Annotated in this window: 11 protein-coding genes; 8 read left to right on the top strand and 3 right to left on the bottom strand. The window is 57.9% G+C overall.

All coding sequences use genetic code 11. From position 1 onward, the window contains the following. Positions 1 to 95: 95 nt before the first annotated feature. The 5 genes from QFI97_RS15980 (at position 96) to QFI97_RS15960 (ending at position 7,274) form a co-directional block, all read left to right on the top strand. Positions 96 to 2,135 (top strand): beta-galactosidase, encoded by a 2,040-nt coding sequence (locus QFI97_RS15980; protein WP_346431569.1) that lies wholly within the window; start codon positions 96 to 98, stop codon positions 2,133 to 2,135. Next, on the top strand, positions 2,132 to 3,511 hold the full coding sequence (locus QFI97_RS15975) for an MFS transporter (RefSeq protein WP_331835299.1): 1,380 nt from the start codon (positions 2,132 to 2,134) through the stop codon (positions 3,509 to 3,511). The genes QFI97_RS15980 and QFI97_RS15975 overlap by 4 nt, the downstream gene beginning before the upstream one ends. Before the next feature lie 86 nt (positions 3,512 to 3,597). Further along, on the top strand, positions 3,598 to 4,479 hold the full coding sequence (araC, locus tag QFI97_RS15970) for an arabinose operon transcriptional regulator AraC (protein ID WP_095097497.1): 882 nt from the start codon (positions 3,598 to 3,600) through the stop codon (positions 4,477 to 4,479). 49 nt (positions 4,480 to 4,528) lie between these two features. Beyond that, a complete protein-coding gene (locus tag QFI97_RS15965; protein WP_095097500.1) occupies positions 4,529 to 5,077 on the top strand; it encodes a helix-turn-helix domain-containing protein in 549 nt (182 codons plus the stop codon). Positions 5,078 to 5,309: 232 nt separating this feature from the next. Next, positions 5,310 to 7,274, top strand: coding sequence for a peptidase U32 family protein (locus tag QFI97_RS15960; protein WP_346431568.1), 1,965 nt, complete (start codon positions 5,310 to 5,312; stop codon positions 7,272 to 7,274). A 70-nt stretch (positions 7,275 to 7,344) separates the two neighbouring features. Here QFI97_RS15960 and QFI97_RS15955 read toward each other — a convergent pair whose 3' ends face one another. From QFI97_RS15955 to QFI97_RS15945, 3 genes are read right to left on the bottom strand one after another with little or no spacing between them, the layout of a single operon-like run. Next, positions 7,345 to 7,470, bottom strand: a complete 126-nt coding sequence (locus QFI97_RS15955) for a DUF2474 domain-containing protein (protein ID WP_095097506.1) — start codon at positions 7,468 to 7,470, stop codon at positions 7,345 to 7,347. Continuing rightward, on the bottom strand, positions 7,470 to 8,480 hold the full coding sequence (cydB, locus tag QFI97_RS15950) for a cytochrome d ubiquinol oxidase subunit II (RefSeq protein ID WP_346431567.1): 1,011 nt from the start codon (positions 8,478 to 8,480) through the stop codon (positions 7,470 to 7,472). The genes QFI97_RS15955 and cydB overlap by 1 nt, the downstream gene beginning before the upstream one ends. After that, on the bottom strand, positions 8,480 to 9,877 hold the full coding sequence (locus QFI97_RS15945; RefSeq protein ID WP_346431566.1) for a cytochrome ubiquinol oxidase subunit I: 1,398 nt from the start codon (positions 9,875 to 9,877) through the stop codon (positions 8,480 to 8,482). Before QFI97_RS15945 ends, cydB begins: the two co-directional genes overlap by 1 nt. 262 nt (positions 9,878 to 10,139) lie before the next feature. Between QFI97_RS15945 and QFI97_RS15940 the strand changes: the two genes are divergently transcribed. The 3 genes from QFI97_RS15940 (at position 10,140) to QFI97_RS15930 (ending at position 14,035) form a co-directional block, all read left to right on the top strand. Next, positions 10,140 to 11,558: an aminotransferase-like domain-containing protein gene (locus QFI97_RS15940; RefSeq protein WP_095097514.1), complete on the top strand. Its 1,419-nt coding sequence runs from the start codon at positions 10,140 to 10,142 to the stop codon at positions 11,556 to 11,558. 300 nt (positions 11,559 to 11,858) lie between these two features. Continuing rightward, positions 11,859 to 13,004 carry a putative ABC transporter substrate-binding protein YdcS gene (ydcS, locus tag QFI97_RS15935; protein WP_095097518.1) on the top strand — a complete coding sequence of 382 codons (1,146 nt, stop codon included), beginning with the start codon at positions 11,859 to 11,861 and terminating at the stop codon, positions 13,002 to 13,004. A 17-nt stretch (positions 13,005 to 13,021) separates the two neighbouring features. After that, a complete protein-coding gene (locus QFI97_RS15930) occupies positions 13,022 to 14,035 on the top strand; it encodes an ABC transporter ATP-binding protein (RefSeq protein ID WP_095097521.1) in 1,014 nt (337 codons plus the stop codon). The last annotated feature ends 1 nt before the right edge of the window (position 14,036 follow it).

The following is a 14,036-nucleotide window of genomic DNA, read 5'->3' as shown; positions in this document are numbered from 1 at the left end:
ATGGCGATAGCAGATTGCTCTATGTTGCCAGCAGCTAATTTCATCCGCTTCTTAAGATTGTGCGTTATGTTTCCGGTAACAAAGAGGAGCGAGAAATGGAAAAGTTTTGGTACGGCGTAGCTTATTATCGTGAATATTTAGCAGAGGAGCGTTTGCAGGAAGATATTGCCCTAATGAAAGAGGCGGGTATTAATTACGTGCGGATTGCGGAAAGTACCTGGAGTACCTTTGAGCCACAGGAAGGGGAGTTTGATTTCAGTTCAGTGACCACGGTTCTCGACGCCATGCATGAAAATAATATTGCGGTAATTATCGGCACCCCGACCTACGCCATTCCCGCATGGCTGGCGAAAAAACACCCGGAGGTAATGGCGACAACTCCCCAGGGGAAAAATAGCTATGGTCACCGCCAAAAAATGGATATTACCCATCCGGCCTATTTATGGTATGCCGAACGGATTATTCGCCAGCTATTAAAGACGACGGCCGCCCATCCGGCGGTGATCGGTTTTCAGATTGATAACGAAACTAAATATTATGACAGCTGCTCTGAAAACGTGCAGATTGAATTTATCAAGCATCTTAAAAAACGCTTTAATAATAACCTGGCGGAGATGAATCGCGCGTTCGGCCTTGATTACTGGAGCAACCGCATTGACGCCTGGGAGGATTTCCCGTCGCTGACCGGGACGATTAACGCCAGCCTGGGCTGCGCATTCAGGACCTTTCAACGTTCGCTGGTCACCCGCTTCCTTGGCTGGCAGGCCGGGCTGGTGCGTGAATATAAAAACGATCGGCAGTTTATTACCCACAACTTTGACTTTGACTGGCGCAACTGGTCGTTCGGGGTCCGCGCGGAGGTCGACCATTTTAAAACCTCCGCGGTTGTGGATATTACCGGGGTTGATGTGTATCACCCCAGCCAGTTTAGCTTAACGGGAGCGGAAATCGCCTTTGCCGGCGATATTGCGCGGGTGACCAAAGATCGCCGCTATCTGGTTCTGGAGACCCAGGCCCAGGCCTTCAAGGAGTGGACGCCGTTCCCGGGACAGCTGCGGCTGCAGGCCTGGAGCCACGTCGCCAGCGGCGCCGGCCTGATTGGCTACTGGCACTGGCATTCGCTGCATAACGCTTACGAAACCTACTGGAAGGGGATTTTAAGCCACGATCTGCTGCCCAACCCGGTTTACCAGGAGGTCTGCCAGACCGGCGCTGAACTGCGTGATTTCGCGGCGCAGGCGATGGCATATTCGCGCAAAAGCCGCATCGCCCTGGTGGTGAGCAACGAATGCCTGACGGCAATCGACTGGCATCCGTGGCGCGGGCATCAGTTCTCCCGCGATGCGCAGCACCAGTACAATGACATCTTCCGTCTGTACTATGACACGTTGTACCGGATGAATATTGAAGTGGATATTCTGGCCGTCGACGATCCGCGAATCTTTCAATACGAGATGCTGATCTTTCCGCTGCTTTATACGGTGAGCGATGAAAAGCTGCTGCAGATTAATGATTATATCAGGCAGGGCGGTCATGCTATTTTCTCATTTAAATCCGGATTCGCGGATGAAAATATGAAAGTGCGCTCCTGCGTGCAGCCGGGAATTATCTCGGCGGCCGTCGGCGCCCGCTATCAGCTTTTTGTTGAGCCGCAGCGCACCGGGCTGACATCGAGCTGCCTGCCGTTATCGGGCCTCGATACCACAGTACATGACTGGATCGAGCTGCTGGAGCCGGAAGCCGACTCGACGGTATTAGCCCGCTACGAACATCCTTACTGGCATAAATATGCTGCCGTAACCTTTAATCGGTTTTATCAGGGGAGCGCAACCTATATCGGCTGTCATTTATCTGGCGAGGTTTTAGCCGCAATATTCCGTCACGTAGCGACTGAAACCGCCTTCTCTGGAATATTTGATGACCATATTACCTTCCCGGTAATTATGCGCCGTGGTTTTGATGAGCATAACAATCAGCTGATTTATTACTTTAACTATAGCGCCGAGCCGCAGCGCGTTAAATTTAGTCAGCCTGCCGGTCGCATGCTTTTTAGCGGTGAAACGATCCACGCCGGCGATGAGATCGATTTAGGCGATTGGGATGTGCAAATTATTCTGCTGGAGAACAAACCATGAGTACCTTATCAATTGCGCGGGAGCACTCCACTGACGATCGGCCTGGCTTTCGCGAGCGCCTGGCATTTGGTTTAGGGGATTACGGAACGAATCTTACCTATACGATGATGGTGACCTTTCTGGCATGGTTTTATACCGATATCGTCGGAATTTCCGCGGCCCTGATTGGCTCTTTAATGTTTTTTGCCCGGGTGGTGGATGGCGTAATCTGCGTGTTTGTCGGTATTCGTATTGATAAAACGGAGACCCGGCTGGGCAAAGCGCGGCCGTGGGTGCTTTGGACCGCCGTGCCTTTCGGCCTGTCGGCATTCCTGATGGCCACCGTACCCGACATTGGCGACAACGGTAAAATAATCTACGTGTGCGTGACCTACCTGCTGGCGAATATTTTTTTCACTGCCAACAATATCGCCTACGGCTCGCTGCTGGCGCTAATCACCCGCGATACCTGGCAACGCGGCGTCCTTAGCGTCTTTCGCAAAGGGCTCTCTACCTGCGGATCGCTGACCGTCGGCGTCTTTACCCTGCCGATGGTGGCGGCTCTCGGCAATAGCCAGACGGCGTGGATCCTGGTCTTTGCGATATTTGGTTTCTTCACCGCCCTGTGCCTGCTGCTGACCGGCGCCTGGACCCGCGAGCGAATTAAACCGGTGAATAAGGAAAACCGGCATCATATTCAAACGCGGGAAGTGGTGCGTTCGATAATCGGCAACCGCTACTGGCTAATGATTTTCTTTTATCTGCTGATAACCTTCACCAGCCTGACGGCGCTATCCACGATCAGCGTCTATTACTCGCGTTATATCCTGCAGGACGTATCGCTGATGTCGTGGATCAGCCTCGCGCAATATACCCCCGGGCTGATCACGCTGCTGGTTATTCCCTGGCTTATTAAGCGCCTCGGCAAGCGCAATCTGGCGCTGCTGGGGCTATCGGTGTGCAGCATCGCCTATCTGCTACCGTTATTCGATAAGACCAACTCGCTATTTATCATCCTGGCAACCGCCGTGCGAAGCGTCGGGTTCTGCGGCATCGGCGCGACGATGTTCGCTTTCCTCGCCGATACCATCGATTACGGCGAGTGGAAAACCGGCCTGCGAATTGAAGGCATCCTGTTTAGCGCCGGGACCCTCGGGCAGACGCTGGGAATGGGGCTGGGCAGCGCGAGCGTCGGCTGGATGCTGGGGGCGGCGGGGTTTATCAGCGGCGGCAATGCGGTGCAGTCGCCGCAGGTGGTGTCGATGATTGAATTTTTATTTATCGCGTTCCCCTTTGGCCTGGCGCTTATCAATATGGCGATCATGTATTTCTATCGTCTGGACACGCTCTACGAGCGGGTAGCGACGGACCTTTCGCAGGGGAAACTGGCGGAGTAATCTGCGGGCGCAATCTCGCGGTTGCGCCCTGTTTTAATGCAGGCAGAATAAGCAACATGGGTTAGACAGCGATGTGGTTGCCGACAATGAAGACAGAGACGATGGATGATGATCTGATTATCTATTCGCCATTAATGCGCAGTTTTACCTTTAACGCCTGGCTGGTGGCGGGCTATACGCCAATATTCCCGGGCAACAGGCTGGATACCTTCATTCAGCGCGAGCGGGGCATGAAGGGGTACATTATTAATATCACTCTCCGTGGCGCAGGGGTGATTCATCGTAATAACGAAACCTTCATCTGCCGTCCCAACGATGTCGTGCTGTTTCCTCCTGGCTGCCCCCATCATTATGGTCGCGAGGCGAAAAGCGATTGCTGGGAGCACCTGTGGATCTATTTTATGCCGCGCCCATACTGGATTGACTGGCTGAAATGGGATCGTCAATGGCACGACGTAGGGATAACCCGGAGCAGCGACGACGATTTTATTCAGCGCTTAAAGAGCGATTTTAAAGAGGTGATCCGCCTTTACTCCTCGGCGGACCGGCTGGATGCGATTCTGGCGGTAAACTGTCTGGAAAAGATTTTACTCCACTGTTTCAAGCTGCAGCCGGGTAGCAACTGCCTCTCGCTCGATCCGCGTATCATCGCCATCTGTCAGTACCTTGATGAGCATCTTGAGGAGAAGATCACCATCAATACGCTGGCCGCGCGGGCATTTCTGTCACCATCACGGCTCGCGCACCTGTTCCGCCAGGAGACGGGAATGACGATTTTCGCCTGGCGAGAAAAACAGCGCATGAATCGCGCGTCGCTGCTTTTACAACACGCGCAGCTGACGATTGCGCACATCGCTCAGCTGGTGGGATACGACGACGCGCTCTATTTTTCCCGCCTGTTTAATCAGCAGTTTGGCGTGGGGCCCCGGGAGTACCGCAAACGCTTTTCGCAATTAAACACCCTGTAGAATCATATTAATACGCGTATAATTTCCGCTGAGAAAATCAGGAGGTGGAATGAATATTGCGCAACATCTTGCAGCGACCCTGAAAACGCTGCGTCAACAGCGCGGCTGGAGCCTGTCGCGGCTGGCGGAGGAGACCGGCGTGTCGAAGGCGATGCTCGGCCAGATTGAGCGCAACGAATCCAGCCCGACCGTAGCGACGCTGTGGAAAATCGCCACCGGGCTGAACGTGGCCTTCTCGACGTTTATCGTTGCCGATGATTCCGTTGCGCCGGCCGCCTTCGACCCGCAGCAGCAGGCGATGGTGGTAACGCCCGTTTTTCCGTGGGACCCGCAGCTGCGTTTTGACCATTTTTCCATCACCCTCGCTCCCGGCGCGCTCAGCGAGTCAACGCCGCATGAAAAGGGGGTGATTGAGCACGTGGTGGTTATCAGCGGAGTGCTGGAGCTGTGCCTTGAGGGGCAGTGGCTGACCCTGCAGCCGGGGGAAGGGCGGCGCTTTGCCGGCGACCTGGCGCATGCCTACCGCAACAGCGGCGCGCAGACCGCCCATTTTCATTCGCTGATCCATTACCCAAAAGAAAAAGCCGCCGGCTGTTAACCCGCGGCCAATCAAGATGACTGATAAAACAATCCACAACGTGACGAGGAAAATCCGGAATACGCAGTGACTTTACCCTGTGGGGTTTTGGCTGGGAAATAGCTTTTCCTTCAATGCTTTGCCAGAATCTGAAAATTCACGCCGCGGCCGCGGTGGAAATTGTTTTCGTCTCTGCCCACTTCTGACTACAATAGCCGCCATTTCGCCCCCTATAACGGATAACAACGATCGTATGCGCCTGCAAAACCATCATCTTGAACTTCTTAGCCCCGCCCGCGATGCCGGGATCGCCCGTGAAGCTATTTTACACGGCGCGGACGCGGTCTATATCGGCGGACCGGGCTTTGGCGCGCGCCACAACGCCAGCAACAGCCTCAGCGATATCGCCAGGCTGGTGCCTTTCGCCCACCGCTACGGGGCGAAGGTTTTTGTGACGCTGAATACCATCCTTCACGATGATGAGCTTGAGCCCGCGCAGCGCCTGATTACCGACCTGTATGAAACCGGCGTTGATGCGCTGATCGTGCAGGATATGGGGGTGATGCAGCTGGATATCCCGCCGATTGAGCTGCACGCCAGCACCCAGTGCGATATCCGTAGCGTCGAAAAGGCAAAGTTTCTTTCCGACGTCGGCTTCAGCCAGATAGTGCTGGCGCGCGAGCTGAATCTGCAGCAGATCAAGGCGATCTACGAACACACCGATGCGACGATTGAGTTCTTTATTCACGGCGCGCTGTGCGTGGCCTACTCCGGGCAGTGCAATATCTCCCACGCGCAGACCGGCCGCAGCGCCAATCGCGGCGACTGCTCTCAGGCGTGCCGTTTGCCGTATACCCTGAAAGATGACCAGGGCCGGGTGGTGGCCTATGAGAAACACCTCCTGTCGATGAAAGATAACGATCAGACCGCCAACCTGGCCCAGCTGATCGATGCCGGCGTGCGATCCTTCAAAATTGAGGGCCGCTACAAAGACATGAGCTACGTGAAGAACATTACCGCCCACTATCGCCAGATGCTGGACGCGATTATTGAAGACCGGGGCGATCTCGCGCGTGCCTCCGCCGGACGCACCGAGCATTTCTTTGTGCCCTCTACGGATAAAACCTTCCATCGCGGCAGCACCGATTATTTCGTCAACGCGCGTAAAGGCGATATCGGCGCGTTCGATTCGCCGAAGTTTATCGGTCTGCCGGTGGGCGAAGTGCTGAAGGTGGGTAAAGACCATCTTGACGTTGAGGTGAGCGAAGCGCTGACCAACGGCGATGGCCTGAATGTGATGATTAAGCGTGAAATCGTCGGTTTTCGCGCCAATACGGTAGAGAAAACCGGTGAAAACCGCTACCGCGTATGGCCCAACGAAATGCCGGCGGATCTCTATAAAGCGCGTCCGCATCAGGCGTTGAACCGCAATCTCGACCACAACTGGCAGCAGGCGCTGCAAAAGACCTCCAGCGAGCGGCGGATTGCGGTGGATATCACCCTCAGCGGCTGGCAGGAGCAGCTGGTGCTGACGATGACCTGCGAGGACGGCGTCAGCGTGACCCACACCCTCGACGGCGAGTTCGCCGAAGCGACCCAGGCCGATAAAGCGCTGGCCAACCTGCGCGACGGGGTGGCGAAATTAGGCCAGACCATCTACTTCGCCCGCGATGTTGAGATAGCGCTGCCCGGCGCGCTGTTTGTGCCCAACGGCCTGCTCAATCAGCTGCGGCGTGAAACGGTAGAGATGCTGGATCAGGCGCGGATTGACGCCGCGCCTCGCGGCCGGCGCAAGGCGGTTTCCGTGCCGCCGCCGGTCTATCCGGAAACCCATCTCTCGTTTCTGGCTAACGTCTATAACCACAAGGCGCGCGAATTTTATCAGCGCTACGGCGTGAAGCTGATTGATGCCGCCTATGAAGCGCATGAAGAGAAAGGCGACGTGCCGGTAATGATCACCAAGCACTGCCTGCGCTTTGCCTTCAATCTGTGTCCGAAGCAGGCAAAAGGCTCGATTAAGAGCTGGAAAGCCACGCCGATGCAGCTTATTCACGGCGACGAGGTGCTGACGCTGAAGTTCGACTGTCGTCCCTGCGAAATGCACGTGGTGGGCAAAATGAAGAACCATATTCTGAAAATGCCGCTTCCGGGAAGCATCGTGGCCTCCGTCAGCCCGGACGAGCTGCTGAAAACCTTGCCCAAACGCAAAGGGGCCTGATCGGCGGCGGGCGGAAGCGTCCACTAACCGGCAGCCCATCTGCCGGTTAGTGGACGGTTAAGATAACAAGTTAGGCTTTTAGCCCCGCGGCGGTCATTAGCAGGCGAAAACCCATGCTCACCGCCGCCAGCGCCAGCACGCTCCCGCCCCACAGCGCCACCATCCAGACTATCTGCTTAAGCCATAATCGATTCATCAATGATACCCCTCACCGTGTTGAACTTTGCCGCGGAATACGTAGTAACTCCAGAAGGTATAGCCGAGGATCACCGGAATAATCAGCGCCGCGCCCACCAGCATAAATCCCTGGCTCTGCGGCGGCGCGGCGGCCTGCCACAGGGTGATGGCGGGGGGAATAATATGCGGCCAGATACTGATCCCCAGTCCGCTAAAGCCAAGGAACACCAGCCCAAGGGTCAGCAGGAAAGGCCGCCCGTGATGGGCGCTGCTGCCTAACGCCCGCCATAGCCAGACGCTGAGAGCCAGCACCAGCAGCGGCACCGGCAGCAGGAAAAAGAGGTTCGGTAAGCTGAACCAGCGCGCGGCGATAGCGGGCTGCGCCAGCGGGGTCCACAGGCTGATAGCGACAATCACCGCCAGCAGCGCCAGCAGCAGGGCCCGCGACGCGCCGCGCATTTTTTCCTGCAGCGGCTCCTCGCTTTTCATCACCAGCCAGCTGGCGCCCAGCAGGGCGTAGGCGATGCTCAGGCCCAGGCCGCAAAACAGGGTGAACGGCGTAAGCCAGTCGAGCATACCGCCGCTAAAGGTGCGGCCGCTGACCGGGAAACCGTTAATGACCGCGCCAACCACCACTCCCTGGGCGAAGGTGGCCAGCAGGGAGCCGCCAAGGAAAGCAACGTCCCAGAAAGGTCGGTGCGATGGCGTGGCCTGAAAACGAAATTCGAAGGCCACTCCGCGGAAGATCAGGCCGACCAGCATCAGCGTCAGCGGGATAGCCAGCGCATCGATAATCACCGCGTAGGCCAGCGGAAAGGCGCCGAACAGCGCCGCGCCGCCCAGTACCAGCCAGGTCTCATTTCCGTCCCACACCGGGGCCACGCTGTTAACCATCACGTCGCGATCCTCGGGGTCACGGATGGTGCAGAATAAAATGCCAATCCCTAAATCGAAGCCGTCCATAACGATATACATCAGGGTGGCGAAAACGATGATGGCAAACCAGATTACCGACAGGTCGATAGCCATTAGTGGGACTCCTTTTGCTCAAAATTGCCGGTGGCGGCGGAAAGCGGGCGCGCCGGGGTGCCGGTGACCGGCGGATTGACCTCCTGTGGGCCTTTGCGGATCAGGCGCAGCATGTAGCTATAGCCCACGCCAAAGACCGAGCTGTAGACCACGAAAAACGTCAGCAGGCTGATGGTCATGTGCAGGTCGCCGTGGGCGGAAACGGCATCGGCGGTGCGCTGCACGCCATAGACGACCCACGGCTGGCGGCCAACCTCGGTGGTAACCCAGCCGGCGAGGATGGCAATCAGCCCCGATGGCCCCATCCAGAGCGCGAAGCGCAGGAAGGGCTTCGAGTGGTACAGCCGCCGGCGGTAGCGCAGCCACAGCGCCAGCGCCCCGAGCAGGATCATCAGCATGCCGAGGCCGGCCATCAGGCGAAATGACCAGAACACAATGGTCGAATTGGGGCGGTCCTCTGGCGCAAACTCCTTCAGCGCCGGAACCTGTTTATCGAGGCTATGGGTGAGGATCAGGCTGCCGAGCGCCGGAATTTCGAGGCCATAGCGGGTGCGCTCCTGCTGCATATCCGGCCAGCCGAACAGCAGCAGAGGCGTCGGTTCCCCTGGCCGGTTTTCCCAGTGGCCCTCGATGGCGGCAATTTTTGCCGGCTGATGCTCAAGCGTATTCAGGCCGTGCATATCGCCAATCATCGCCTGGATGGGGGCGACGATCAGCGTCATCCACAGCGCCATCGAAAACATGGCGCGAATGGCCGGGGTTTGGTTGCCGCGCAGCAGATGCCATGCCGCCGAGGCGCCGACGAACAGCGCGCTGCTAAGAAAGGCCGCGACCGACATATGCAGCAGGCGGTAGGGGAATGACGGGTTGAAGATCACCGCAAACCAGTCGACGGGCACCACCTGGCCGTTGACCACCTCAAACCCCTGCGGCGTCTGCATCCAGCTGTTGGAGGCGAGGATCCAGAAGGTCGAAATAATGGTCCCGGTTGCCACCATGCAGGTGGCGAAGAAGTGCATGCCGGGGCTGACGCGGTTCCAGCCAAACAGCATCACGCCGAGGAATCCGGCTTCGAGGAAGAAGGCCGTCAGCACCTCATAGGTCAGCAGCGGCCCGGTAATGCTACCGGCGAATTCGGAAAACCCGCTCCAGTTGGTGCCGAACTGATAGGCCATCACCAGCCCGGAGACCACGCCCATGCCGAAGTTCACGGCGAAAATTTTCGACCAGAAGTGGTACAGCGAGCGCCAGACGGGATTTTTGGTTTTTAACCACAGCCCTTCCAGCACCGCCAGATAGCTGGCAAGCCCGATGGTGATGGCGGGAAAGATAATATGAAACGATACGGTAAAAGCGAATTGAATTCGCGCCAGGTGGAATGCATCAAGACCGAACATGCAGTGCTCCGCAAAAAAATTGATTCCGCGCAATTTTAGGCGTCGCTTGCTTTCGGTTGCAGAGGCAGAAAGGCTCTTTTTTCCTATAACAGTCAGGTTACTGTTATGGATTTTTCGCCGCCACGGCGCATTATCGCCACGATGCGGAGGGGGAGACGTGCTACAAGATCGGCCGCAGGAGTATGCATAACAGTTTTTATAAACTGCCATTTTTTATCACCTGTTATACTATAGGCCTATACGTTCATCTGCGGACTTACCTATGAAAAAGTACCAACAGCTGGCACAGCAGCTGACCGAACAGATTGCGCTCGGCGTCTGGCAGCCCGGCGACCGCTTGCCCTCCCTGCGCGAGCAGGTGGTCAGCAGCGGAATGAGTTTTATGACGGTCAGTCACGCCTACCAGCTGCTGGAGAGCCAGGGGCGAATTATCGCCCGCCCGCAGTCGGGCTACTACGTCGCGCCAAAACCGGTTAAGTCGCGCCAGCCTGAGCCGCCGGCGCAGGTGACCCGGCATGAATCGGTGGATATCAATACCTACATTTTTGAGGTGCTGCAGGCCAGCCGTCAGGCCTCCATGCTGCCTTTTGCTTCCGCTTTTCCCGACCCGCGCCTGTTCCCTCTACAGCAGCTAAACCGCTCCCTGGCCCAGGTCAGTAAAACCGCGACGGCGATGAGCGTGATTGAAAACCTGCCGCCGGGCAACGACGAACTGCGCCACGCCATTGCCCGCCGCTACGCGCTGCAGGGAATGAATATTTCGCCGGACGAGATCGTGATTACCGCCGGCGCGCTGGAGGCGCTCAACCTGAGCCTGCAGGCGGTTACGGAGCCGGGCGACTGGGTGGTGGTGGAAAATCCCTGCTTCTACGGCGCGCTGCAGGCGCTGGAAAGGCTGCGGCTGAAGGCGCTGTCGGTGGCGACGGACGTCAAAGAGGGGATCGACCTGGCGGCGCTGGAGCAGGCGCTGCAGAGCTATCCGGTGAAGGCCTGCTGGCTAATGACTAACGGCCAGAATCCGCTCGGCTTTACCCTCAGCGCCGGGAAAAAGGCGCGGCTGGTTGAGCTCCTGACGCGCTACAACGTGGTGCTGATCGAAGATGACGTCTACAGCGAGCTCTATTTTGGCCGCGAGAAACCGCTGCCCGCCAAATTCTGGGATCGCCAGGATATGACGCTACACTGCAGCTCTTTTTCCAAATGCCTGGTGCCCGGCTTTCGCATCGGCTGGGTGGCCGCCGGCAAGCACGCCCGGCGAATTCAGCAGCTGCAGCTGATGAGCACGCTGTCGACCAGTTCGCCGATGCAGCTGGCGCTGGTGGACTACCTGTCGACCCGGCGCTACGACGCCCATCTGCGCCGCCTGCGTCGCCAGCTGGCTGAGCGCAAGCAGCAGGCCTGGCAAGCGCTGCTGCGCCATCTGCCCGCCGAAGTCAAAATCCACCATAGCGACAGCGGCTACTTTCTCTGGCTGGAGCTGCCGGCGGGAGCCGATGCCGGGGAGCTGAGCGCGCGGGCCCTGCGCGACAACATCAGCATTGCGCCGGGGAAAATGTTCTCCACCACCGCCAGCTGGACCTCATTCTTCCGTTTTAATACCGCCTGGGGCTGGGGGGAAAGAGAAGAGCAGGGGGTTAAGCGCCTCGGCGAGCTTATTCGCGAGCTGCTGGCTGAGCCGTAGACTTATTTTCTCTGCGGGTAAACGGCTGGTGGAAAATAACTAAATATTATTATCAAACGATACCGGCCATTATTTTTCCGGTATCCATCATAGGAAATTCGCATACCCGCTTCCTGTCTCTAACTCCTTGTCTATAATCCATATTGTCGTTCAGCTGTTGTTGTTTTTTGCGGAATGCGCCCCTTGTCACAACCTGAATAAATTTCCCGTGAGGGGCATAGCACGCCGTCTACTGTTATTAAGGGAGATATTTTTACGGCACGGCTGCCGCTAATTTTGTTGTGACAGGAGTAACACCCGATGAGCAAAAAAATTGCCCGTGGCAGCCTGTGTGTGCTGGGTATGGCCTTCCTGACCGCGCAGGCCGCCGAGCCGCCGACCTCGTTGGATAAAGGCGAAGGCCGGCTCGATATCATCGCCTGGCCGGGATATATCGAACGCGGTCAGACGGATAAAAACTACGACTGGGTCACCCAGTTTGAAAAAGAGAGCGGATGCCAGGTGAATGTGAAAACCGCCGCCACCTCTGATGAGATGGTCAGCCTGATGGCAAAAGGGGGCTATGACCTGGTGACCGCTTCCGGCGACGCGTCGCTGCGCCTGATTATGGGGAAACGCGTGCAGCCGATTAACCCGGCGCTGATCGCCAACTGGAAGACGCTCGATCCGCGGGTGGAGAAAGGCGCCTGGTTCAACGTGGGCGGTAAAGTCTACGGTACGCCATACCAGTGGGGGCCAAACCTGCTGATGTACAACACCAAAGTGTTCCCGACCCCGCCGGATAGCTGGAACGTAGTGTTTGTAAAACAAAATCTTAGCGACGGTAAAAGCAACCAGGGACGGGTTCAGGCCTACGACGGCCCGATCTATATCGCCGACGCGGCGCTGTTTGTCAAAGCCACCCAGCCGCAGCTCGGTATTACCGACCCCTACCAGCTTACCGAGGCCCAGTATCAGGCGGTCCTGAAGGTGCTGCGCGACCAGCGGGGGCTGATTCACCGCTACTGGCATGACACCACCGTGCAGATGAGCGATTTTAAAAACGAAGGCGTGGTGGCTTCCAGCGCGTGGCCGTATCAGGCCAACGGGCTCAAAGGCGAAGGCCAGCCCATCGCCACCGTCTTCCCGAAAGAGGGAGTGACCGGCTGGGCGGATACCACCATGCTGCACAGCGACGCTAAGCATCCGGTCTGCGCCTACAAATGGATGAACTGGTCGCTGACGCCGAAGGTTCAGGGCGATGTGGCGGCGTGGTTCGGCTCGCTGCCGGTGGTGCCGCAGGGCTGTAAAGCCAGCCCGCTGCTGGGAGACAAAGGCTGCGAAACCAACGGCTATAACCAGTTCGCCAAAATCGCCTTCTGGAAGACCCCGATTGCGGAAGGCGGCAAGTTCGTCCCTTACAGCCGCTGGACCCAGGACTATATCGCGATTATGGGCGGCCGTTGACCGGCCGGAGGCATGAAATGACGTATGCGGTAGAGTTTCATAATGTCTCGCGGCTGTATGGCGACGTGCGCGCGGTGGATGGCGTAAGCATTGCCATCCGCGACGGCGAGTTTTTCTCAATGCTGGGGCCGTCCGGCTCCGGCAAAACCACCTGCCTGCGGCTGATTGCCGGTTTTGAACAGCTTTCCGGCGGGGAGATTACCATTTTTGGCCGGCAGGCCAGCGAGCTGCCGCCGTGGCAGCGCGACGTCAATACCGTCTTCCAGGACTACGCGCTGTTTCCCCATATGTCGATCCTCGATAACGTCGCCTACGGGCTGATGGTGAAGGGAATCGCTAAAAAAGAGCGCCACCGCCGCGCCCAGCAGGCGCTGGAGAAGGTGGCCCTTGACTTTGTCCATGCGCGCAAACCGTCCCAGCTTTCCGGCGGCCAGCGGCAGCGGGTAGCGATTGCCCGCGCGCTGGTGAACGAGCCGCGGGTGCTGCTGCTGGATGAGCCGCTGGGGGCGCTGGATTTAAAGCTGCGCGAGCAGATGCAGCTGGAGCTGAAAAAGCTGCAGCAGGCGCTGGGGATCACCTTTATTTTTGTCACCCACGACCAGAGCGAAGCGCTGTCGATGTCCGACCGGGTGGCGGTGTTCAATCACGGGCGCATCGAGCAGGTCGACGCGCCGCACGATCTCTACCTGCGCCCGAAAACGGCCTTCGTTGCCGGGTTTGTCGGCACGGCCAACGTCTTTGACGCCGAGCTCTCCGCCCGGCTGTGTGGTATGCCGGGCAGCTGGTCGCTGCGTCCGGAACATATCCGGCTGCACGGCGGCGGAGAGGTTCAGGTCGAGGGCGTGGTGCAGGCGGTGCAGTATCAGGGCGCGGCAACGCGAATCGAGCTAAGGCTGGCCGACGGCGACCGGCTGCTGGTGAGCCAGGCGAATAGCGACGGCGGCGCGGCGCTGAGCGCCCCGCAGGCGGGACAGCGGGTGCTGGCGTCCTGGTCGCGGGCGGCGATGGTCCCTCTGGATAACGGTGGCTGAT

Origin of the sequence: Klebsiella scottii (genome assembly GCF_036561945.1) — a bacterium.
Classification (GTDB): Bacteria; Pseudomonadota; Gammaproteobacteria; order Enterobacterales; family Enterobacteriaceae; genus Klebsiella; species Klebsiella scottii.
Note: the sequence above shows the minus strand (reverse complement) of the source record. Positions and strands in the feature narration are given on the sequence as shown.